At 36.4% G+C, this 22,944-nt stretch carries 19 protein-coding genes; 12 read left to right on the top strand and 7 right to left on the bottom strand.

Going from position 1 to position 22,944, the window contains the following annotated elements; genetic code table 11:
- Nucleotides 1-63: 63 nt before the first annotated feature.
- The 3 genes from BCF58_RS03140 to BCF58_RS03130 form a co-directional block, all read right to left on the bottom strand.
- Nucleotides 64-639 (bottom strand): biliverdin-producing heme oxygenase, encoded by a 576-nt coding sequence (locus BCF58_RS03140; RefSeq protein WP_228434717.1) that lies wholly within the window; start codon nt 637-639, stop codon nt 64-66.
- Nucleotides 636-2,834: an ATP-binding protein gene (locus tag BCF58_RS03135; protein ID WP_121460328.1), complete on the bottom strand. Its 2,199-nt coding sequence runs from the start codon at nt 2,832-2,834 to the stop codon at nt 636-638. The genes BCF58_RS03140 and BCF58_RS03135 overlap by 4 nt, the downstream gene beginning before the upstream one ends.
- 321 nt (nt 2,835-3,155) lie before the next feature.
- Nucleotides 3,156-4,169, bottom strand: coding sequence for a nucleoid-associated protein (locus BCF58_RS03130; RefSeq protein WP_121460327.1), 1,014 nt, complete (start codon nt 4,167-4,169; stop codon nt 3,156-3,158).
- 129 nt (nt 4,170-4,298) lie between these two features.
- Between BCF58_RS03130 and BCF58_RS03125 the strand changes: the two genes are divergently transcribed.
- The 5 genes from BCF58_RS03125 (at nt 4,299) to BCF58_RS03105 (ending at nt 7,869) form a co-directional block, all read left to right on the top strand.
- A complete protein-coding gene (locus BCF58_RS03125) occupies nt 4,299-4,793 on the top strand; it encodes a phosphoglycerate mutase family protein (RefSeq protein ID WP_121460326.1) in 495 nt (164 codons plus the stop codon).
- A gap of 52 nt (nt 4,794-4,845) precedes the next feature.
- The gene (locus BCF58_RS03120) at nt 4,846-5,715 is read left to right on the top strand and encodes an AraC family transcriptional regulator (protein WP_121460325.1); all 870 of its coding nucleotides are present in this window, start codon (nt 4,846-4,848) and stop codon (nt 5,713-5,715) included.
- 509 nt (nt 5,716-6,224) lie between these two features.
- Nucleotides 6,225-6,620, top strand: coding sequence for a DUF7674 family protein (locus BCF58_RS03115; RefSeq protein ID WP_121460324.1), 396 nt, complete (start codon nt 6,225-6,227; stop codon nt 6,618-6,620).
- Nucleotides 6,621-6,686: 66 nt separating this feature from the next.
- Entirely contained in the window at nt 6,687-7,256 is a 570-nt protein-coding gene (locus BCF58_RS03110; protein WP_121460323.1) for a hypothetical protein, read from the top strand.
- A 55-nt stretch (nt 7,257-7,311) separates the two neighbouring features.
- The gene (locus BCF58_RS03105) at nt 7,312-7,869 is read left to right on the top strand and encodes a hypothetical protein (protein ID WP_121460322.1); all 558 of its coding nucleotides are present in this window, start codon (nt 7,312-7,314) and stop codon (nt 7,867-7,869) included.
- A gap of 73 nt (nt 7,870-7,942) precedes the next feature.
- Here BCF58_RS03105 and dnaK read toward each other — a convergent pair whose 3' ends face one another.
- Nucleotides 7,943-9,841, bottom strand: a complete 1,899-nt coding sequence (gene dnaK, locus BCF58_RS03100) for a molecular chaperone DnaK (RefSeq protein WP_121460321.1) — start codon at nt 9,839-9,841, stop codon at nt 7,943-7,945.
- Between the two features lie 214 nt (nt 9,842-10,055).
- Here dnaK and ppk1 point away from each other — a divergent pair, with 214 nt between their 5' ends.
- The 5 genes from ppk1 to BCF58_RS03080 all read left to right on the top strand — a co-directional run bounded on the left by ppk1 (nt 10,056) and on the right by BCF58_RS03080 (nt 17,084).
- Nucleotides 10,056-12,128 (top strand): polyphosphate kinase 1, encoded by a 2,073-nt coding sequence (gene ppk1, locus BCF58_RS03095; RefSeq protein ID WP_121460320.1) that lies wholly within the window; start codon nt 10,056-10,058, stop codon nt 12,126-12,128.
- Complete coding sequence (locus BCF58_RS03090) at nt 12,125-13,009, top strand: Ppx/GppA phosphatase family protein (protein WP_121460319.1); 885 nt, start codon at nt 12,125-12,127, stop codon at nt 13,007-13,009. Before ppk1 ends, BCF58_RS03090 begins: the two co-directional genes overlap by 4 nt.
- Nucleotides 13,010-13,120: 111 nt before the next feature.
- Entirely contained in the window at nt 13,121-13,780 is a 660-nt protein-coding gene (locus tag BCF58_RS03085; protein WP_121460318.1) for an NAD-dependent epimerase/dehydratase family protein, read from the top strand.
- On the top strand, nt 13,777-13,950 hold the full coding sequence (locus BCF58_RS17335; RefSeq protein ID WP_170148965.1) for a hypothetical protein: 174 nt from the start codon (nt 13,777-13,779) through the stop codon (nt 13,948-13,950). Before BCF58_RS03085 ends, BCF58_RS17335 begins: the two co-directional genes overlap by 4 nt.
- 95 nt (nt 13,951-14,045) lie before the next feature.
- Nucleotides 14,046-17,084, top strand: coding sequence for a choice-of-anchor I family protein (locus BCF58_RS03080; RefSeq protein ID WP_121460317.1), 3,039 nt, complete (start codon nt 14,046-14,048; stop codon nt 17,082-17,084).
- 171 nt (nt 17,085-17,255) lie between these two features.
- Here the strand turns inward: BCF58_RS03080 and BCF58_RS03075 are convergent, their stop codons facing one another.
- Both BCF58_RS03075 and BCF58_RS03070 read right to left on the bottom strand, forming a co-directional pair.
- Complete coding sequence (locus tag BCF58_RS03075; RefSeq protein WP_121460316.1) at nt 17,256-17,504, bottom strand: NifU family protein; 249 nt, start codon at nt 17,502-17,504, stop codon at nt 17,256-17,258.
- A 42-nt stretch (nt 17,505-17,546) separates the two neighbouring features.
- Nucleotides 17,547-18,656: an Mrp/NBP35 family ATP-binding protein gene (locus BCF58_RS03070; protein WP_121460315.1), complete on the bottom strand. Its 1,110-nt coding sequence runs from the start codon at nt 18,654-18,656 to the stop codon at nt 17,547-17,549.
- 146 nt (nt 18,657-18,802) lie between these two features.
- Here BCF58_RS03070 and BCF58_RS03065 point away from each other — a divergent pair, with 146 nt between their 5' ends.
- Both BCF58_RS03065 and BCF58_RS03060 read left to right on the top strand, forming a co-directional pair.
- Nucleotides 18,803-19,258 (top strand): hypothetical protein, encoded by a 456-nt coding sequence (locus tag BCF58_RS03065; RefSeq protein WP_121460314.1) that lies wholly within the window; start codon nt 18,803-18,805, stop codon nt 19,256-19,258.
- Between the two features lie 72 nt (nt 19,259-19,330).
- Entirely contained in the window at nt 19,331-22,132 is a 2,802-nt protein-coding gene (locus BCF58_RS03060; RefSeq protein WP_121460313.1) for a GH92 family glycosyl hydrolase, read from the top strand.
- 96 nt (nt 22,133-22,228) lie between these two features.
- Here the strand turns inward: BCF58_RS03060 and BCF58_RS03055 are convergent, their stop codons facing one another.
- Nucleotides 22,229-22,939 carry a phytanoyl-CoA dioxygenase family protein gene (locus tag BCF58_RS03055; RefSeq protein ID WP_121460312.1) on the bottom strand — a complete coding sequence of 237 codons (711 nt, stop codon included), beginning with the start codon at nt 22,937-22,939 and terminating at the stop codon, nt 22,229-22,231.
- Between the last annotated feature and the right edge of the window lie 5 nt (nt 22,940-22,944).

The raw sequence follows: 22,944 nt of genomic DNA, 5'->3' as shown, positions 1-22,944 counted from the left end.
TTGAGCAATTTTTAAGGAATTTAATTGCAAGTGAAAAAAATTGAAGATAAACAGGGAAAAGATTTAATTAACGTTTAGCAGGAATGTATATATTTTTTTAGCTCCTGACAGGACCTCTTCATAATTTTCTTTAGAGACTTCTGAGTCTAAAACATCTTTAAAAACCTTCCACATAGAACCTGTATTTTCCTGATAACAGCCAAAGAAATTGAATGTAATATCATCAAAGCCTTCCGTTTTGGAAAGTTGTCTGGCAATAACATTTCCTCCTAAAGTAGAGCCCTCAATCACATACAGCATCCCTAAAGCTTCATGCTCATTTTCGATTTCCAGGGTATAAGTGGCAGTTCTGTTTTGCAATGACAGGCTTTTAAGATCTTTTTGTATCAAAGGCAGCTTCCTTCTTTGATTCAATTGAAGTTTTTCAGAAAACCTGTAAGAAAGACTTTTGAATATCTTATCCTCAGAATGCAAAAGCATCAGGTAATTAATATGAATAATCTTTTTATAGTCTTCTAAGGTGAATGTTTTATTAAAAATTTTTTCAGAGTTAAATAACTTTTCGGCAGCGTCGTGGTATTCTGCAGTATTTTGTTTAAGATATTCCGAAACCATCATAAGATTTAAAGAGTTCTTCAAAGATAGGGCTTTTTAAATGTTAAAATAAAAGACGTCCCCTCTTTCCCACTTTCATAGCTTACCTCTCCTCCGATTCTTTTCATGATTCTATGGACAATGGACAGCCCCACTCCATTCCCTTTAAATTTCTTAGCATTATCCAGTCTGTTGAAAATTTTAAACATCTTGTGTTTTTCTTCTTCAGGGATTCCTATTCCGTTATCCGAAATTTTGTATATAATAGACTGCTCTTCTTCCCTGCCTTCAATTTCCACTTTAGGCTGTTCTTTATGGGAAGAATATTTAACGGCATTGTTAATGATGTTTAAAAAGACCTGATGCAGCATGGTTTTATCTGCCAGAACATCCGGGCATTCCCTGATGATAATTTCACTTGCCGGACTGTCAAAGGTAATCTTGGCGTTTTCAGAGATTTTCTGAATCATGGCATTGGTTTTAATACCCTCCAATTGTATTTCGCTGTACTTTGCCCGGCTCAGCTGTAAAACATCATGCATCATTTCAGCCATACTGTCTATCTCATCAATAATGGCGTTGATTTTATTTTTATTTTTTTCCGAACCATCGGTAAGATTATTCAACAGCATCTGCGCATTCAGTTTCATCACAGTCAATGGAGTTCCCAGGTCATGGGAAATCGTATATGAAAAGCTGTCCAGCTCTTCATTCACTTTTTTCAATTCATCATTAAGACGCTTGATAACAGTATACTGTTTATGGGATGTTTCCAGAATTACATCACGAATGGCATGTACAGCACTTATATTTCCGGAGTTCCATCTTTTTGAATTTCCCTTTATATTTTCAGTAAACAACTGAAAGGAAGTTCGCGGCGATACAATCTGTTTTTCTTCTCCGTTTTGAACCAAAACCTCAACTTTTTTCTCAGGATTTCCGGCCCAGTCAATATGCTCATCAAATTCTTTTCTGAACCAGATCAGCATCTCATTTTTACTTTTTTCTATAAAATAAATGATAATACCGGCTGTACGTTCATCCAGTCCTAAATCATCCCCATGATCTTTAAGGAAAGTACGGCTTATGTATATATTGTCCTTTACATTTTCATAAGCCCATTCTATTACATTGTCAAGAGCATTACGTTGGGGAATGATTCCTTCTGTAACAATATATTCATCAAAAACAATGGCCAAGCCATCTGCTTCCGGTAAATTTTTAATTTCTGTTTTATTTTCAACAAGGGAGTCAAATAAAGAGTGTTGCTTCAGAAATTCCGATTTTAACCGTGATGATTTTTCATTCAGCTCCAAACGGTAATTCAGCTCTTTCTTGGATTTAAATGAGGAATAAGCATTGGATGCCAGTGCTGTAAAAATTCCCGCCTGCACCCTGTCTTCAAGATCTATGTGCTTAGGTTCCGTATTCTGGCAAGTCACTAATCCCCACAAATGGTTATCAATGATAATAGAAACGCTGAAACTTGATGAAGCCCCCGAGTTTTTAATGTATTGTCCATGAATAGGAGACATCCCCCGTGAAGCAGTAAAAGTAAGGTCAATGGGATCTTTAGTTCTGCTTAAAATCGGAATTGTTTCTGCATGCACATTACTGAAAATCCTTTTTCTTTTCTTTAGATAAAGCTCTCTTGCCTGTCTGGGAATATCTGTTTCCGGGTAATGCAGCCCCAGATAGCTTTCCATATTCTCTTTCTTTTTTTCAGCAATCACCTTTCCCGAACCGTCCATCATAAATTTATAAACCATTAGACGGTCATAATCTATAATTTTAGACAAAGTGCCTAAAAGCTGGTCCCATATTTCCTGCGCATCTTCTATAAAATAGAAATTATCATATTTATTGGATATGCGTTTGTTCGGATTGATAAGAACCTCTTCAAACTCTAAAAATATATGATCATCACTTCGAAAAACAGAGAAATGGTATTCCTTACCATTGATCATAATTTTATCAAAATACGTCTCGTTTTTTCTCCGGATAAATCTGTCTAAAGAAGTATAGATTTCAGATTCTATAATGCTCTGAAAACTTTCAGGAAAATCTGTAATTTTCTTATTGAAAATCTGTTCTGCATTTTCAATATTAAAAACATCCGAAATATTCCTGCTGAAAAAAGTTATGGTGTATGATTTTGCATCGATGCCAATAAGATAACCAAAACTTTGTATATACCCCGGAATGTGGATAGGCTCCTCATGACACTCTACAAAATTCATATAATACTTAAATCTATCAAATATAACGAATTTTTTAAAGTTTTATGATGGTAAGCCATACTTTAGATACCACAAAAATCTAAAACCTCATTCATATATTTTCTTTTTTTACAATCTTTTATCCAATGATCAATTGAAGCTTAGGATAATACAGCAAAAAAATTATAACAGATTGTTATTTTATTCCACAATCAATAACCCCGATATTCATTTTTTTGAATCAATTATTCAACGCCATAAAAACGAATAACTCTAATATAAGCATTAGAGTTATTCGTTTTTTCCGTATTAGTATCAAGACATAATCCTGGTAATCAGAGGTTAATCCTCTTTCTCGAAATACAACATATAGTATTTCCCCTTTTCATCCTGTCCCTGAGCAATCTTTTGCCTGTCACCGTGAATATAGATATGAAAGTTTTTATCTAATTTGATGATACTTTTAAAATGTCGCTGGGATTTTTTCACGGCAGTTTCGTTAATCGGGAATTCTTCGGCAATATTAATCTGCATATCTTGCTCATAATCGGTCTTGAAATTCACAAAGCTTTCAATAACATGTTCATCTCCTAATACTTCATTGGTAAATTCATCGAGATTAAACTGTTCTTTTTCTTTAAAGAAGTTGATGGATTTGTTTAAAAAATCTGCCTGATCTGCTTTTGAAACCTCAAATTCCTGTGGAAGCTGCTTGGTAATATAGTCTTTGTAAACCATAAGTGCCTCCTGGGTATGGAAGTATTCATCATCACGCTGTTTTACTTTCAAAAAGTCTTCAAACCAATAATACATGTCTCCATTTTTGTTATTGTCCACAACGGAAAGCACATAGCCGCTTTCTTTACCATTATTATAAATTAAAGCTGCTTTATCAATTTTAGAAAGACTGATTCCCTGGTCTTTTTCCAATTCAAAAGTTTCATTTTGAGGAAATATCTTTAAGAACGAATCTCTTTTCTCCGTTTTAAAGATTCCGATTTTATCTACTTTTTCATCTCCTTCTCCATCTCCTTCAAAATACACGATAAATAATTCACCGCCCTGAACTCTTGGGTTCTCGGCAGCCTCAAAAAGGTGTTTTGCAATATTTTCAGATTCCCAGAGGAATTTGGCTTTATCTTCAAAAATTTCAGATACAGCACTGTAAACAGGATTGTTCACCAGGTAAGAATCACTATAAAACTGATAGGTTTCTTCTGATTTGAAAGAACCCAGAAAATAATTTTCAAGCAATTCCGCCATACCTTCATCTAACTGCAATTCTTCCTGAGAAAGAATTAGGGATTCTCCATTGATTTTATTACCTACTCTGTGAACTATAATTTTTGAGAACATTTTAATTTTTTTGAGGGGACAAATATAGCTGTAAACTTCAAAGACAGCAAGAAACTCATTAAGGTATTTGTTTTTAGGATATAATTATTATTTTAGCATACAGCCAGATAAAGCCTGGTTTTTACTACCATGAAAAAGTTTTTATTCGTCTTCTTATTTCTCTTTTCCTTCAGCATGATGCAGGCACAGGCAACTCATGTTTATGTTGTGAGACACGCAGAAAAAGATATTAGTGATAAGGGAAATGCCAATCCGAACCTTAGTGAAGCCGGAAAACAACGGGCTGAAAAATTACTTAAAGAACTGAATAAGGTGAATTTCTCTGCTGCCTATTCCACTCCTTTCCACAGAACACAGCAAACTGCAGAACCCATTGCTTTATTGAATAAAATAGAAATTACCCCTTATGATCCGAGAAATATCAAAAGTCTGGTAGAAGAAATTCTTTCGAAATATTCCGGAAAAAACATCATTATTGTGGGACATTCCAATACTATTCTGGAAACCCTGGAAGCTTTTGGAGCTAAAAAACCTTTTGATCATATTGCTGAAGATGACTATGCCAACCTCTTTCATCTAACTGTAGAAAAGGACAAAACAACTCTTCAGTCAGCAAAATATTAAGTACTGATCCGGCTTTCATATTAAAATCCCATTTTGTTCTGCTAGCATTTATTTGGAAAGGATTATTAAAAATATCAGATTTAATCAGGCAAAGGCTCCGTATGAATGTGAAATTATGGAGCTGGACAGCTTTTTTAAAATGCTGTCAACATTTACTTATTTTGGCAAAACGGAAAGAATACATTTTTATGTTGCATTCATTATTACGGAAGGAAAAGGCAAACATTTTGTAGATTTCAAAGAATACACCCTCGAAAAAGGAACTATACTATTTGTAGCTCCGGGCCAGATTCAGCAATATGAGAAAAACCCTCAATTTAGTGGGTACCTCCTCTTATTCACCGAAAATTTCTTTCGCAAACAAGCTAACGAACTTGCTTTTCTCAATCAGACACTTATTTTTGACACCACCCTTCCCAGTGCTTTAATACGGCCGGAACCTGAAATATTTTCTCAGATGCTGCAATTGCTCCTGTTACTGCAGGCAGAGCTTTCATCAATGGATACTTTTGTGAAAGAAGAGAGTCTGCAAAAACTGACAAGCTTATTTTTAATTTACGCGGAAAGACAAAAGCAAAGGAATAATGAGCATATTCCCAATCATCATTATTTGTCCCAATATTACCACTTCAAGCAATTGCTTGAAAAACATTTTTCCCGGGAAAGGAGTGTAGATTTTTATGCTTCCCTTATGGCCATTACGCCTAAAACATTAAACAGGATCACCCAGTCTTCCATTCAGAAATCAGCTAAAGAATTTATTGATAACAGGGTCATCATCGAAATAAAACGTCTTTTATTATTCGAAAAGCTTAGTATAAAAGAAATTGCCTATTCTCTTCATTTTAATGAACCTACCAATCTCGTTAAATATTTTAAAAAGCATACAGGAGAAACATCTACCTCCTATAAAGAGCAATAGTGTCCGTTTTTTACCATTCAATGTCTGTTTTAAACCTTTTAAAACCGGATACAATATTACATCTTTGCACTCACAAAATAAACCAACTGCAATTATAGCAAGAAGGTAAAAACACAATAAAGCTGTCGTCGGGTGTTGACAGCTTTTTTATTTTCAACATCTTTCCATAACATATCCTCTATTCCTGGACAACTTTACCACATTTTGTGACGAGAACTGCAAAAAAGTCATTTTTAAAATACTCCTATAATCTATAGGAATCTATCCGGGACAGACTTATCAGTCAGAAATGTAGTTTCATTACATTTTTCAATACATTCATTACAAAAATACGAACCAAAAATCAGGAAACTCTCCGATTGAAAAGAGTAAAAAAGTCCAATTCCAGACACCATACCTGGATATTGACAACACATATCACTATGATCACCGGAATATTTATTCTTGCTGCCAGTTTATAAGTTTGGTACACTTTTCGCGGCACTAGTAATGTTTGAAAAATTAAAATTATGATGAACGGACAAATGAAAACTATTAATCAAAAAATAGCTATCGAGTATTTAAAATTTTTCTATCCCCCACTTCGAAATGAGATCAACCAACTATCAACACAAGGTAATTTTGCGGGGATTATGCAGGCAACAATCAATTACTTAAAGGATCTTCTACAGGAATCAAAGATTAATCTCATCGCCCATCATATCAAATTAATGGACTGGATTTACCGAAATGGAAATTCATATGTGAGAGATATGATCGAAAACCTATTTGTACGATCATTTGAGAGCTTTAAAAAGCATGCCAAGACACAACATTGGAAGCTTCTTTATGAATATATGCCCGTAAGTTTTCAGCTTATTTATAATGATCAGCAGAAACAGGATAAAATATTCTTTGGTAAATAAAATTTAATTTGAAAAGACTCGCTCCCCGGAACATAAGTTTTGGGGAGTTTTTTTATCTTTGCAGCCATGAAAATGAACATTGCTTTTGCACTCTTATTCTCCTTATCTTTTTTTAATGCACAAATTTCAGATCAGGTCAGAAAGCTGGCTAAACCATTGGATACTATTGCTTACGCCGAATCAGAATATATAACAGTAGGAGCAGAGAAAAGTAAAGTTTATGAGTATTTTCAAAAGCTGGCTGAAGCGGCCAACAATGATGAGCTGTTTTATCTGGCCAAAAACGGAAGCAAATCATTAAAATTTTATTCAAGCAGGGAATTACTTAAAAGAAACGATAAGCGCTTTCTTGAAATCTACCGATTCTATACAGAAAACCCTTTTTCATTACCTTATATGTATGGCAGTGAAGTATCGGATGAAGATATAAAACAACATCTGAAGCAAGCCATGAAAACCGCTACGGAAATGCTCTCGCTGGTAGAAGAATGGAAAAACGATGAAAGCAACAATGCATTAGAGAATTTTGAAAACAAACAGCTGAGGAAGTTTGAGGAGAAGTATAAAAACCTGACAAAAAATGATTTGAAATTCTATTGGCAGGAAATAGGAAAAATAGATTCTGACAAAAAATAAAATTTTCATAATAAAATCCCCGGGCTTCGCCCGGGGATTTTATTATATTTAGCGTATGAAAATGAAAATAGCCTTTACATTCTTTTTGCAAGCTTGTCTTTTTAATGCTCAGATTTCAGAAAAGGTTCAAAATTTTGCTAAACCATTGGATACTATTTCCCATGCGGAATCCTCACGCATTGGGATAGCTGGAGAAAAAAGCAAAATTTATGAATATTTTAAAAAACTTTCAGAAGTGGCTAACAATGACGATCTTTTTTATTTTGCAAAAAATGGAAGTAATTCATTGAAACTTTATTCCAGTCAGGAATTATTCAAAAGAAATGATAAACGCTTCCTTGAAATCTACAAATTTTATGCTGAAAACCCTTTAATAATGAATTATAAAATGGGATGTATAGGTTCCCGGCAAAATATTGCAGATTTCTTAAGAGATGAAATTTATTCCGCAAAAGAAATCATAGGAATGAGAGATATACTTTTAAAAGAAAAAGATGATGTTTCCAAAGCACAATTAGAAAGCATTATTCAAGAAGGTTATCATCAGCTTACTCTTAAAGAAGTTGAGTTTTATAGAAAAGAAATAGAGAAGATTGATTCCAAAATTAAATAAGATTGATTTGAATAAATAAAAATCCCCGGGCGAAGCCCGGGGATTTTTCTATCTGATTAGCTTTATGTAACTATTATTTCACTTCTTCGAAGTCTGCATCCTGTACATCTTCAGCACCTCCTGCATTTCCACCTGGATTCTGAGCTCCTGCATCAGCTCCCGGAGCTTGTTGTCCTGCAGCATACAATTCTTCTGATGCTGCCATCCAAGCTGCATCTAAAGCTTCTGTTTTAGCTTTTACCTCATCTCCGTTTTTAGCTTCGAATGCAGTTTTCAATTCAGCAGCTGCACTTTCGATGGCTGTTTTTTTGTCAGCAGAAAGCTTGTCTCCGAATTCTTTCAATTGCTTTTCAGTCTGAAAGATTAATCCGTCTGCTTTGTTGAAAATCTCAACTTCTTCTTTCTTCTTGGCATCCGCTGAAGCATTTTCCTGAGCTTCTTTCTTCATTCTTTCGATTTCTTCGTCAGAAAGACCTGAAGAAGCCTGGATTTTAATAGACTGTTCTTTACCTGTTCCTTTATCTTTTGCAGATACGTGAAGGATACCGTTCGCGTCAATATCGAAAGTTACTTCAATTTGAGGAACCCCTCTTGGTGCAGGTGGAATATCCGTTAAATCGAATCTACCGATTTCTTTATTGTCATTGAACATTGGTCTTTCCCCTTGTCCTACTCTGATGCTTACAGCCGGCTGGTTGTCAGAAGCTGTAGAGAATACCTCGGATTTTTTAGTCGGGATCGTTGTATTCGCTTCGATCAATTTAGTAAATACTGAACCCATCGTTTCGATACCCAAAGAAAGTGGAGTAACGTCAAGAAGCAATACATCTTTCACATCCCCTGTTAAAACTCCTCCTTGAATAGCTGCACCTACCGCTACAACTTCATCAGGATTTACTCCTTTAGATGGTTTCTTACCGAAGAATTTTTCAACTTCTTCCTGAATCACAGGGATTCTTGTAGAACCACCTACTAAGATTACCTCATCAATATCCGAAGTTGATAATCCAGCATCTTTTAAAGCTTTTGCAACCGGCTCCATAGATCTTCTTACCAGATCAGAAGCTAACTGCTCGAATTTAGCTCTGGTTAAAGTCTTCACTAAGTGTTTAGGACCTGTAGCCGTAGCTGTGATATATGGTAAGTTGATTTCAGTTTGTGAAGAAGATGATAATTCGATTTTTGCTTTTTCAGCAGCTTCTTTTAATCTTTGAAGAGCAATAGCATCCGCCTTTAAATCCACTCCTTCTTCAGATTTGAATTCATCTGCCATCCAGTTGATGATCACATCATCAAAGTCATCACCTCCTAAGTGGGTATCTCCATTGGTAGATAATACTTCGAATACGCCATCCCCTAAATCAAGGATAGAAATATCAAAAGTACCTCCTCCAAGGTCATATACCGCAATTTTCTGATCTTTGTGATTTTTATCTAACCCATACGCTAATGCTGCAGCGGTAGGCTCATTGATAATTCTTTCTACTTTAAGGCCTGCAATTTCACCTGCTTCTTTAGTAGCCTGTCTTTGAGCGTCATTAAAATAAGCAGGAACCGTGATTACAGCTCTTGTAACTTCCTGTCCAAGATAATCTTCAGCCGTTTTCTTCATTTTCTGAAGGATCATGGCAGAGATTTCCTGTGGAGTATATTCTCTATCGTCAATTTTTACTTTTACGGTATCATTAGGTCCGCTTACTACTTCATAAGGCACTCTTGCAATTTCGCTACCGTCATCTTTAAAATGAGTTCCAATAAATCTTTTGATAGAATATACTGTCTTTTTTGGATTCGTTACAGCCTGTCTTTTAGCAGGGTCTCCTACTTTTCTTTCACCATCTTCTGTGAATGCTACAATTGAAGGTGTAGTTCTTTTTCCTTCTGCATTAGGAATAACTACAGGGTCTTTACCCTCCATTACGGCAACACAAGAGTTGGTGGTTCCTAAGTCAATTCCAATTATTTTACTCATAATATTTTATATTTTTTCTAAATTTTTAATTTCAATTTACATTCAGAATTTCTCAATATTTATACCATCCGGAAATTTGTGACAAATTGACACACTGTATTCCGAAATCCCTGCTAGAAAACAATCCACGGTTTTAAAAATTAATTAAAGTTTAACCTTAAATTACATCTACCAATATGATTAATTCTTATTTTTGATAAATTTTAACACAAATATGTCATTACATTTTAACCCAAGGGATATTACGTGGTTAGCCTTCAATGAAAGAGTATTACAGGAAGCAATGGATGAGAACGTTCCTTTGCATTTAAGAATCCGTTTTCTTGGGATCTTCTCTAATAATCTGGATGAATTTTTTAGAGTGCGTGTAGCCGGATTAAAGCGGGCAATGGATTTTAAGGAAAAAGTAATTGCTGAATCCTTTTATCAGCCTCCTTCTAAAATATTACAGAGAATTAATGACATTGTTATTAAGCAACAGCAAAACTTTGATAAAACCTGGAAAAAAATCCAGGCTGAAATGGCAGATCATAAGGTGTATATAAAGAATTCCAAGAATCTGACAGCCAAACAAAAGGAATTCGTAAGGAATTACTTTGATGAAGTAGTAGAATCCAATGTCATTCCTATTTTGCTTCATGACAACACTCCGATGCCCTATTTAAGAGATAAAAGCCTTTATCTTGGAGTTGCCATGAGAAAAAAAGACTGGCAATATCAGAGTAATTATGCCATTATTGAAATCCCGTCACGTTTTGTAGGAAGATTTCTTCTTTTACCTACAGAAGATCCTGAAGAAAAGAACGTAATGTTGCTGGAAGACGTTATTACCTTTAATCTTCCGCATATTTTCTCTTATTTCGGATATGATGAATTTGCCGCCAACGCATTTAAAGTGACTAAAGATGCTGAATTGGATATTGATAACGATATCAGAACCAATTTCGCGGAAAAAATAGAAAAAGGGCTTAAAAACCGAAGAAAAGGGAAACCTACCCGATTTGTATTTGATAAAGATATGGACAAGGCATTGCTGGAAATGCTGATCCGTAAATTAAATTTAACCAAAAAAGACAGTATTATTCCGGGTGGTAAAATTCATAATTTCAAACATTTCATGGATTTTCCTGATGTTTTTGAAAAATATGAAAGACCTGTAGAAAGAACTTCTTTCACACACCCTGCTTTTGAACATGGCGAAAGGGTAACGGATGTGATTCTGAAAAATGATGTACTTCTTACTTTCCCTTATCATAAATATAATCCCGTGATCGATTTACTTCGTGAAGCGGCCATGGATCCCGATGTAAAATCCATCCAGATCACCGCTTATCGTTTAGCAAGCAGCTCAAAAATCATCAACGCATTGATTTATGCCGCCAGAAACGGTAAGGAAGTAACTGTAATGCTTGAACTTCAGGCCAGATTCGATGAGGAATCCAATCTGGAATGGAAAGATATGCTGGAGCCTGAGGGAATTACTGTTCTGGTGGGGATTCCAAACAAAAAAGTTCATGCTAAGCTTTGCGTCATTAAAAAAAGATCGCATAATAAAACAATTCAGTATGGTTTTGTAAGCACCGGAAACTTTAATGAAAAAACTGCCAGAATTTATGGCGATCATCTTCTTATGACGGCGGATCGTGGCATTATGGCAGATATCAACAAAGTTTTCAATGTCCTGAAAAAACCAAAAGAGGATATTTTGCCCGTTTTGAAGACCTGCAAAAGTCTGTTGATATGCCCGCAATTTATGCGTGAAAAAATTGTTCACCATATTGATAAGGAAATTGAAGAAGCCAGGGCCGGAAGAAAAGCAGAAATGATCATTAAGGCCAACTCCTTAAGTGACCGTACATTAATTATAAAATTGTATGATGCTGCAAAAGCCGGAGTAACAATCAGGATGATCGTAAGAGGAATTTATTGTGCCGTAAACCAGAAAGATTTCAAGGAAAAAATAAAAGGAGTAAGTATTGTAGATGAGTATCTGGAGCACGCAAGAGTAATGTATTTCTATAATAAAGGTGCAGAAGACATATATATTTCCTCAGCAGACTGGATGACCAGAAATCTCGATTACAGGATTGAAGCCGCTGCAAAAATCACAAATAAAGAACTGAAAAAAGAATTGAAGGATATCCTCGATATTCAGCTAAGAGATAATGTGAAAGCAAGAATACTGGATAAGAAATTGAGCAATGAATATGTAAGAAACGACAAACACGAATGCCGTTCCCAGATTGAAACATATAAATATTTAAAAGCTAAAACGAGTACAAAATGAAGATTGCCGCTATAGACATAGGAAGCAACGCCGCCCGACTTTTAATCAATGAAGTAAAAATTAATAATAAAAAGCCCGAATTCATTAAACTGAATCTTTTGAGGATACCTTTAAGATTGGGAATGGATGTTTTCACATTGGGAAAAATCGGAGAAGAAAGAGAAAAAATGGTGGTTGACTCTATGAAAATATTCAGTGACCTGATGAAAGTGTACAAAGTTGATCATTACAGGGCGTGTGCTACCAGTGCGATGCGGGATGCAGCCAATGGACAGGAAATCATAAAGGAAGTAAAGGAAACTTCCGGAATTGACATTGAGATCATTTCAGGAGATGAAGAAGCTACCTTGGTTTTTGAAAACCACGTTGCAGAAGGCCTGGATAAAGAATTCTCCTATCTTTATATTGACGTTGGCGGTGGTTCTACCGAGCTTACTTTCTATGAAAACGGTAAAATGAAATATGAAAAATCGTTCAATATAGGAACAATACGCTTATTAAATAATCTGGTGACTCTTGATAACTGGAAGGAAATGAAAGTAGAAATTCAGAAAAATATTACCAGCAAAAAACCTATTGTTGCCATTGGTTCCGGAGGAAACATCAACAAAGTTTTTTCCATGAGCAAAACTAAAGATGGCAAACCCATGTCACTGTCTCATCTCAAAAAGGTATATAAAGAGTTTAATGAGCTAACTGTAGAAGAAAGAATGACCCGGTATAATCTGAGGGAAGACAGAGCCGATGTATTGGTATACGCTCTGAAAATTTTCAATAATGTGATGACATGGGCGGATATCAGCAGGATTTTTGTTCCTAAAATATCGGTTGCCGATGGCCTTATTCATAACATCTACAGTCATTTACAACATAAGAAATAAATGAAAAAATCTAATAAATATTTAAAATCAGTTACAAAATGTAACTGATTTTATTTTTTTTAAAGTAAATTTAAACCACCAATCGTCATAAAGATTAATAATGTTAAAAAAATGAGCTTACATCCAATAAAAGTGATTCTTACCGGAGCCACCGGAATGGTTGGTGAAGGCGTTCTCATAGAATGCCTGGAAAACCCTTCCGTTTCGGAGGTTTTATCTGTAAGCAGGAAACCGTCAGGAAAAAAACATGCTAAATTAAAAGAGTATATTGTGACGGATTTCCTGAAAAATAACTTGGACGACAGTGTTTTAAAAGGATATGACGCCTGCTTTTTCTGTGCAGGAATCAGCAGTGTAGGAATGAGTGAAGAAGAATATACCAAAATTACGTATGACACGACTCTGCATTTTGCAAAAGCAGTTCTAAAGCAGAATCCGGAAATGGTTTTCAATTATGTTTCCGGAAAACATACAGACGGAAGCGAAAGCGGAAAACTTATGTGGGCGCGGGTGAAAGGAAAAACAGAAAATGATCTGAAAAGACTTGGTTTTAAAGCCGTTTATAATTTTCGCCCGGGATTTATGAAGCCTGTTGACGGACAGATCCGTGTCAAGTGGTTTTTCAAGCCTTTCATCTGGTTCTTTCCCATTTTACTGCCCTCACAGTCATTAACACTACATCAGGTTGGAAGGGCAATGATTCATGCTGTACAGAAAGGATATCCAACTTCCATTCTAGAAATTCAGGACATTAAAAACTTAGCCATATGAAAGAAATGCTCAAAAGAATTGTATGGGTTGCTTTTATATTAATTATTATAACTGCCATTTCAGGATTTCTTTACACCCAGAAGTATCAGTCTGAAAAAAGCGTTATGGGAAAATTTAAGCAGCAAAAATTTAAAAAAATCGATCCTAAAAAAGCAATCAAATCTCATTAATGCACATCAAGGTACATTTATTAAACATTTATTAAAATTCGCTTAAAATATTTACCAGGTAGAAAGTTCATTTTTGCATAAATTAATTAGTAAACATGATTAACAACTACTTGTTAAAAACGTCTGTAGCTGCAGCATTCTTTATTCAAAGCAGCCTTTTCGGACAATCTCTTATCCATTACTGGAATTTTAATAACAATGCTTCAGAAGCATCCATTACAACGCCAACCTCATCTTTAGTCAGTGGCTCATCATTGACCCCCATTGCAGGAGGAACCAGTGTAATTGATCCGGCTGGAGGAACCGGCCAAAATTTCAGCATCGAAAATTTAAACGCCAGAAATGGTGATGTACCGGGTACTCATTTACGCTTCAATAATCCCATTGGCGGAGCTTTACAATTTTCTCTTCCCACGACAGGATATAATAATGTGGTAGTGAAATTTACAACAAGAAGATCCGGCTCCGGTGCTGGAACTCAAACATGGTCTTATTCTACAGACGGGACAACTTTTACTCAATATCAGACTGTAACTCCACTAGATGCCAATCCTCAACTGGTCACACTTGATTTTTCATCTGTTTCAGGAGTTGCCAACAACCCGAATTTCAAATTAAAGGTCGAATTTTCTGTTGGTGCAGGCGGAACGGTAGGAAACAACCGTTTTGATAATTTCACGGTAGACGCAACAGCTACAGGCTCTGTTGATACTACTCCGCCATCTGTAACCTATATTCCCTCAAATAACACCAATAATGCGTCAATTGCTGTAAATCCTACCATCTCATTTAATGAAGATGTAAGGTTAACAGATAATTCTGCGATCAACGATTCTAATGCACAAAATCTTATTGACTTCCGTTTGGGAAGCTCCTCAGGTTCCCAAGTTCCATTTACCACCCTCTTCAGCAACAACAAAATCACGGTAATCCCAACCGGCGGTTTAGTACCTAACCAGGCTTATTATCTGGCTTTAAAACCTAATATGGTGGAAGATCTGAGCGATAATGCGATTACCGCTTCAACTTCAAGTACATTCACTACAGCCGGAACGTCCATTTCCTTAGAGAAAAATTTTGTGAAGGTGGACGAAAATGCAGGAAGCTTAAACTTCAAAATCAATGTAAACAATCCGGCAACTTCATCGGTGAATTTAGTAGTAAAACCGGCTCCTTACAGCACAGCAGGCAGTAATGATTTTACATTAGCCAATCAAACCATTGCTATCACCCCCTCAACAACAAGCTATACTGTAAACATTCCCATCACAGATGATACTTTAGAGGAGCAGCATGCAGAATATTTTGTGGTAAGCCTTGAAAATCCGACCGGCGCCACCATTTCAGGAGATAATTCTGCCACTGTTTATATTGTTGATAATGATAAACCCGCGCCTGTTCCGTCTCATCAGATACAATTAAATTACGTCGGAAGCTTTGATCCTTCAGGAAGCAATAACAGTTCTACGGAAATTGTAGTTCATGATCCTGCAAGTCAAAAATTATTTACCATCAGCTCCTTAACGGATGTATTTGACATTATTAATTTCAGTAATCCAAATATCCCTTCGGTTATTCAGACCGTGAATATGGCTCCTTACGGGGGAATTACAAGTATTGCCGTAAAAAACGGAATCGTAGCCGTTTCTTCTCCAAACGCCAATCCTCAGCAAAATGGCTCTGTGGTTTTCTTCGACACCAATGGAACTTTCCTTAAACAAGTTACCGTAGGTGCTTTACCGGATATGATCACTTTCACACCGGATGGAACCAAAGTCATTACCGCTAATGAAGGGGAACCTAATGATGCTTACACGGTAGATCCGGAAGGTACCATCAGTATTATTGATATTTCAGGAGGAATCAATAATCTTACGCAAAGTAATGTTACCACTCTTAATTTCAACAACTTTGATTCTCAGCTGGCAACTTTAACGGCAACAGGGTTAAGAAAAGTAAGAGCAGCGAATACCCTTTCTCAGGATTTAGAACCTGAATATGTGACGGTAAGCTCTGACAGCCAGAAAGCATGGGTTACTCTTCAGGAGAACAATGCCATTGCAGAGGTGAATCTTGTCACTAAGACCATAACAGGAATATGGGGATTAGGCAAAAAAGATATGAATCTGCCAGGAAACGGCTTTGACGCTTCCGATACCAATGGAGAAATTGTAATTGCCAATTGGCCTGTAAAATCATATTATATGCCGGATGCAGTGCAGAATTACAAGGTAGGAAATACCAATTATATTGTAGCCGCTAATGAAGGAGATGAAAAAGACTTATCCGGTTTCAGTGAAAGAACTACTGTGGGGGCGGCAGGATATACTTTAGATGCAGCTGTTTTCCCTAATTCTTCTGTTTTGAAAGCCTCTCATAATTTAGGAAGATTCAGGGTTACCAGTGTGAACGGAAATACGGATGGAGATAATGAGTATGAAGAAATTCACGCTTTAGGAGCACGCTCTTTCTCAATTTTTAATGCAGACACCCAACAAATCGTTTATGACAGTGGTGACCAATTTGAAAGATATATTGCGAACAGTCTCCCTTTAATTTTCAATGCCGATAATGAAGCTAACGGAGCTAAAAACAGAAGCCGTGCCAAAGGCCCGGAACCGGAAGGAGTAGCTTTAGGAACCATCAACGGACAAACCTATGCATTCGTCACTTTAGAAAGAACGGGTGGTGTAATGGTTTATAATATCACTGACCCTCAGAACCCGACATTTACGGATTACAAGCATTCACGCTCAACATCAGCGTACGGAGGCGATAACGGACCGGAAGGAATCATTTATATCGCTTCTGAAAATACCACCACAGGAAAAGGATATGTATTGATCGCCAATGAAATCAGCGGAACATTATCCATATACGAAATAGCTGCTCCTACTTTAGGAACAGGTAACATCAAAATGGAAAAAGCCACATTCAATATTTTCCCGAATCCGGTTACCAAAGGAAATACTTTATATTTCAACAGAGCACAGGATTACGAATTGTATGATCTATCCGGCAAGTTGATCAGAAAAGAGAAAAATGCTTTAACGATAGATACTTTTAACCTCTCTACGGGTGTTTATCTTGTCAAAACTTCTGAGGGTCATACCAAAAGGGTCATTGTAAAGTAATATATAGTTTTTATTCAGTTGATAAAGCCTCGGATTTTCCGGGGCTTTTTGTTATTGTAAAAAGTTTCGGGCGGCAAGCTTCGCTTGCCGCCCGAAACCCTACTATTCTACTTCAAAATAAAAAAAGACAGGCCTAAAAACCTGTCTTAAAAAAATATCTGTAATTATTTTTTACTCTACGCTTATTACCTTTTCAATTTCCGGAGCGTGTTGCTTAATGGTATTTTCAACGCCTAATTTCAGGGTTGAAAAATTCAGTGAGCATCCGGAACAGTTTCCTAACAGCTTTACAAAAACCTGATTATCCTTCACATCGATAAGCTCAATATCTCCACCATCCTTATTCAAGAACGGGCGGATGCTATCCAGAGCTTCCATTACTCTTGTTACTGTATCTTCGTGTGTTATGTTTGTTTCCATATTGTTCTGTTCAATTCGGTTTTTTCAAATCTTATTGAATGATTATTTTTTAGCCTTCGGCGAACATCCCGCCATTGTTGTAATTTTTACCGCTTCTGTCGGAGGAAGATTTTTATTTCTCTCTACAAGGCTTTCTACCATATTTCTTGCAGTTTCCGTATAGATTTCTGCAATTTTAGAGCCTTCCTGTAAAGCAGCCGGTCTTCCTACATCTCCTGCTTCTCTGATGCTTTGGATCAACGGAATTTCTCCCAATACAGGAATTCCAAGATCTTCCGCTAAATATTGCGCTCCCTGGTTGCCAAAAATATAATATTTATTGTCCGGTAATTCTTCCGGTGTAAAATACGCCATATTTTCGATTAAACCAAGAACCGGAATGTTAATACTTTCCATCTGGAACATGGCAATCCCTTTTCTTACGTCTGCCAAAGCTACGTGTTGAGGAGTACTCACGATTACAGCCCCCGTTACAGGAACTTCCTGAATGATGGATAAATGAATATCTCCTGTTCCCGGAGGAAGATCTATCAGTAAGAAATCCAATTCACCCCATGCTGCATCTCTGATCATCTGGTTCAATGCTTTTGAAGCCATCGGACCTCTCCAAACCACCGCCTGATTAGCGCCAGAGAAATATCCGATTGAAAGCATTTTTACTCCATAATTTTCAATAGGTTTCATTAAGTTCTTACCACCCACCTCTACTGAAATCGGCTTCTGACCTTCTGTATCAAACATCGTAGGAACAGACGGGCCATAAATATCCGCATCTAATAATCCCACTTTAAAGCCCATTTTAGCTAAAGTAACCGCCATATTGGCAGCTACCGTAGATTTCCCAACGCCTCCTTTTCCGGAAGCTATGGCAATAATATTCTGAATTCCCGGGATTTGCTTTCCTTTGATCTGGCTTTGCTGAATTTCACTAGGCTCCGGAGAAACAATTTTAAGTTTTAAATGAACATTTTCCCCAAACTCACTGGCAAAAGCCTGCTTCATCGCAGCTTCCAGCTTTTTCTTTTCGTGCATGGCCGGTGAATGTGCCGTCATATCAATATACACCTCATCACCCATAATCTGAAGATTATTCACTAAATCATCAACTTCTATCTCTTTAAGGAAATTCTGAACCTTTTCTTTCGTCAACATAAACTAAAATAAATGTTTACAAATTTACGGATTTTTTCGACAATTTAGAATCAATAAAATCTATAACATCAGGTGATAAATCGCATCGTTATAATTTTTTATATTTATTTCCTTGTAATTACTTTGACTTCATTAAAAGCAACAACATGAATTCCACCGCTTATCCATCCAAATACGCTTCTCCCAAGGGGATTTTTACAGTCGGGAAAACCAGATTCAAATGGTATCATCTGGCAAAAGATCTTGAAAATATTGTCCAAGAGGATATTGACAGTGCTAAAACCTGTATAGAAAATGCTGCAGAAAGTTTTCAAAATAGAGACGACCTGGGATTTGTCATTATGCACAGATGTGGGGAAAATTACCTGCTTTTAGTCTGCACCTGGAGAAATGAAAATGAGCTTTGGGAAAGTGTATATTATGATGGTTCCGGAACATTTGAAGTTTGGGACAAAAATAAAATCCACCTTCCTACGTATTGTGTCTGGGAAATGGGAATCGTTTATTATGAATCAAAAACCTGGAAAAAATTCTTGGGGACCGATCGGGAAGAAAGCAGCAGGCAAGATTATTTAAATGATTTTTTTGAAGGAGAAGTATAATCTTACCATCTGTTTAATTTCTCATGATTACTTGCTTATTTTTTCAATATATTCGCTGTCAAAAATTTTTCCATGAAAAAAAGGTTAATCTTATTTTCTTTATTCATTACCCAAATCATTTCCGCTCAAAACTATTCCCAATACGTTAATCCGTTTATTGGAACAGGAGGTCACGGCCATACATTTCCGGGTGCTATTGTTCCTTTTGGGATGGTACAGCTATCTCCCGATACAAGAATTGACAGCAGTTGGGACGGCTGCAGCGGTTATCATTATTCTGACTCTGTCATCTACGGATTTTCCCATACGCATCTTAACGGAACAGGTGTTTCCGACTATGGAGATATTATGCTGATGCCAACAATGGGAAATCCAAGCCTTAATAACAAAGAATATTCTTCAAAATTTTCGCATAAGAATGAAAAGGCTTCAGCGGGATTCTATTCAGTGAAATTAGATAAAAATAATATTGATGTTCGCCTGACTACAACGACACGAGTGGGGTATCACGAATACACCTTCAACAACGCAGGAAACGCCAATATAATACTGGATTTAAATCACAGAGATAAACTGCTTGAAGGTGAAGTAAGAATAATTAATGATAAAACCATTGAAGTTTTCAGAAGAAGTGAAGCTTGGGCAACCAATCAGTACATCTATGCAAGAATCGAGTTTTCCAAACCAATGAAAATTTCAAAAAAAGATATTAATGGAAAGCAGGAAAACAATTTTTTTACAGGAACCAAATTGGCTCTGGCTTTTTCAACTCCTGTCAAAAAAGGAGAAAAGATCCATGTAAAAGTGGCAATTTCACCTACTACATATGAAGGTGCCGCTAAAAATATGCTGGCCGAAGGTACATCCAATGACTTTGAATCCGTAAAAGTACAGGCTGCGAATGCATGGGATAAAGAGCTTTCAAAAATTGAGGTAACATCTAATGATAAGGATAAATTAACGATTTTCTATACTGCTCTGTACCATGTTTTCACCCAACCGAATATCAATATGGATGTGGATGGAAAATACAGAGGCAGGGATCATAAACTTTATACTGCCAATGATTTTGGCTACTACTCTGTTTTTTCCCTTTGGGATACTTTCAGGGGAGCACATCCTTTGATGACTTTAATCGACAGAAAAAGAACTGCCGACTTCATCAACACATTTATCAAGCAATATGAACAAGGTGGAAAGCTTCCGGTTTGGGAGCTAGCTTCTAATGAAACCGAATGTATGATCGGTTATCATTCAGTTTCTGTAATTGCCGATGCGATGGCAAAGGGAATCACGGGATTCGATTATGAAAAAGCATTTCAGGCTGCCAAAAATTCTGCCATGCTGGATATTTTCGGGCTCAATGCTTATAAACAGAACAATTACATCAGTATTGATGATGAGCATGAAAGTGTTTCCAAAACGGTGGAATACGCTTATGATGATTGGTGTATCGCTCAGATGGCTAAAATTTTAGGCAAAAAAGAAGATTACCAATATTTTATGAAGCGATCTCAAAGCTGGAAAAATCTTTACAATCCGAAAAACGGCTTTATGCAGCCAAGAAAAAACGGAAACTGGTATGAGCCTTTTGAACCGAGAGAAGTGAACAACAACTATACGGAAGGGAATTCATGGCATTATTCCTATTCTGTACAACAGGATGTTCCAGGATTAATTGAAGCGCATGGCGGTAAAGAAAAATTTGAACAGTTCATTGATGCTATTTTTTCAGCACCCGAACAAACAGTAGGCAGAGAACAGGCAGATATTACCGGATTAATGGGCCAATATGCCCAGGGAAATGAACCAAGTCATCACATTGCTTATTTATACAATTTTGTCGATAAGCCTCAAAAAACAGAAGAGAAAATCAAATATATTCTCGATAACTTCTATAAAAATGCACCGGACGGACTGATCGGAAATGAAGATTGCGGACAGATGAGCGCATGGTATGTTCTGAGCACAATGGGAATCTATTCCGTAACTCCGGGAAAACCGGAATGGGAAACCGTAACGCCTTATTTTGATGAAATAAAGCTTCACTTAGAAGACGGAACCACTAGAATTATCACCAAAAACACCAGCAAAGCTGAGCTTAAAAAATTGGGCTTTGAAAACGTAAAGCCAGCAAAAGATTTCAAATATTCTGAATTGACAGCTTCTCCTGTAATCGCAGCAGACAGGCTCTTTGATTTCTCTAGCAAAGTTGAGATCACTCCTCTGAATCCGGGTGATAAGATCTACTATATGACCTTGGATGAAGGTGATGCAAATGTAAGAAAGACTTTCAAGGTCTATAAGGAACCTTTCAACATTTACAAAACCACCCAGGTTTCCGCTTATGCTGAAAGAAAAGGGGAAAAAAGCTCTGTTACCGTTGCCAATTTCTACAGAAGGCCCAATCATTGGGAGATCACAATAAATTCCAGTGTAAATCCTCAATATACTGCAGGAGGTAAGTTGGCTCTTATCGATGGAATTAACGGAAGCGAGAACTGGAGAAAAGGAGAATGGCAGGGGTATCAGGGACAGAATTTAGAAGCGATCATTGATATGCAGTCGCCTCAGGAAATCACCAAACTATCTTCTACTTATCTTCAGGACAGCAGAGCATGGATTTTAATGCCTAAAAAAGTGGAATATTATGCTTCTATGAATGGTAAGGATTATATTCTTCTAAAAACGTTGGACAATACCATAGATCCAAAAGATGATAAAGTTCAGATCAAAGATTTTGCAACGGAAATTCTTCCTACCGAAGCCAGATATATAAAAGTAAAAGCCTATTTCTTTGGAAAGCTTCCGGAATGGCATCAGGGAGCAGGTGGAGATTCCTATATCTTTATTGATGAGATTTCTTTGAAATAATTCTTAATGATAAAAAATACAAAACCTCCGGAATTATCGGAGGTTTTGTATTTTGTAGATGCTTCGATTTCCTTCAGCATATCTTATTTCTTCAATTCAATTTTTCTCAGACCATTGCAATTCTTCCGGAAGCTCCATATCAGAAAACTCGATATGAATCACTCTTCTTTTTTTTCCATTGGTTGTTCGGTTTGAACCATGAAGAATAAGAGGCTTCATAATCATCACACCTCCTTTTTCTACGTTACAAATTTCTTCGGTTTCTACATTCCAGTCAATGGTTTCGGCTCTGTAAATTCCTTTGGAATGGGATTTTGGCACTACCTTTAAAGCTCCATTATTTTCATCCGTATCATCTAAATGAATCCTGATCGTATAGATATTTTCCAATATATTCAGAGGGGGCTGAACAGCAAATTGATTCTGCTTAGTCGTCCAGGGACCAAAACCTGTAAGATCCATCTTTTTATCAACAGAAATAGTCAAATCCTGATGATAAGCAACATACCAGTTTGATTTTTCGGGTTTGTCAAAATAAATACTTTTTACAGCGACATATTTCTCCCCGAAAATTTCATTGATAATAGCTTTTATGTTGTCATTAAATAGTAAATCCTTTATCTCCGGAAGCTCCTTTAAAAACTGTCTTATCGCAAATAAATCTTCAGATTTTCTGAAATTCTCGTTTGAAGTATCAATATTTTTTAAAACCTCATCTATCTTTTCAAGTTCTTTATCTGAAAAGATGGAATTGATTGTGGTAAATCCGTTTTCGAGAATATGATTTTTATGAGCTTGTAAATTCATACGAA

The organism is Chryseobacterium defluvii, from assembly GCF_003634775.1.
Taxonomy (GTDB): domain Bacteria; phylum Bacteroidota; class Bacteroidia; order Flavobacteriales; family Weeksellaceae; genus Chryseobacterium; species Chryseobacterium defluvii.
Note: the sequence above shows the minus strand (reverse complement) of the source record. Positions and strands in the feature narration are given on the sequence as shown.

Bases quoted from the DNA above. Each gene is read 5' to 3' on its own strand.
- BCF58_RS03135 (WP_121460328.1), bottom strand. From the start codon at position 2,834: ATGAATTTTGTAGAGTGTCATGAGGAGCCTATCCACATTCCGGGGTAT.
- BCF58_RS03130 (WP_121460327.1), bottom strand. From the start codon at position 4,169: ATGTTCTCAAAAATTATAGTTCACAGAGTAGGTAATAAAATCAATGGA.
- BCF58_RS03125 (WP_121460326.1), top strand. From the start codon at position 4,299: ATGAAAAAGTTTTTATTCGTCTTCTTATTTCTCTTTTCCTTCAGCATG.
- BCF58_RS03115 (WP_121460324.1), top strand. From the start codon at position 6,225: ATGATGAACGGACAAATGAAAACTATTAATCAAAAAATAGCTATCGAG.
- BCF58_RS03110 (WP_121460323.1), top strand. From the start codon at position 6,687: ATGAAAATGAACATTGCTTTTGCACTCTTATTCTCCTTATCTTTTTTT.
- BCF58_RS03105 (WP_121460322.1), top strand. From the start codon at position 7,312: ATGAAAATGAAAATAGCCTTTACATTCTTTTTGCAAGCTTGTCTTTTT.
- dnaK (WP_121460321.1), bottom strand. From the start codon at position 9,841: ATGAGTAAAATAATTGGAATTGACTTAGGAACCACCAACTCTTGTGTT.
- ppk1 (WP_121460320.1), top strand. From the start codon at position 10,056: ATGTCATTACATTTTAACCCAAGGGATATTACGTGGTTAGCCTTCAAT.
- BCF58_RS03090 (WP_121460319.1), top strand. From the start codon at position 12,125: ATGAAGATTGCCGCTATAGACATAGGAAGCAACGCCGCCCGACTTTTA.
- BCF58_RS03085 (WP_121460318.1), top strand. From the start codon at position 13,121: ATGAGCTTACATCCAATAAAAGTGATTCTTACCGGAGCCACCGGAATG.
- BCF58_RS17335 (WP_170148965.1), top strand. From the start codon at position 13,777: ATGAAAGAAATGCTCAAAAGAATTGTATGGGTTGCTTTTATATTAATT.
- BCF58_RS03080 (WP_121460317.1), top strand. From the start codon at position 14,046: ATGATTAACAACTACTTGTTAAAAACGTCTGTAGCTGCAGCATTCTTT.
- BCF58_RS03075 (WP_121460316.1), bottom strand. From the start codon at position 17,504: ATGGAAACAAACATAACACACGAAGATACAGTAACAAGAGTAATGGAA.
- BCF58_RS03070 (WP_121460315.1), bottom strand. From the start codon at position 18,656: ATGTTGACGAAAGAAAAGGTTCAGAATTTCCTTAAAGAGATAGAAGTT.
- BCF58_RS03065 (WP_121460314.1), top strand. From the start codon at position 18,803: ATGAATTCCACCGCTTATCCATCCAAATACGCTTCTCCCAAGGGGATT.
- BCF58_RS03060 (WP_121460313.1), top strand. From the start codon at position 19,331: ATGAAAAAAAGGTTAATCTTATTTTCTTTATTCATTACCCAAATCATT.
- BCF58_RS03055 (WP_121460312.1), bottom strand. From the start codon at position 22,939: ATGAATTTACAAGCTCATAAAAATCATATTCTCGAAAACGGATTTACC.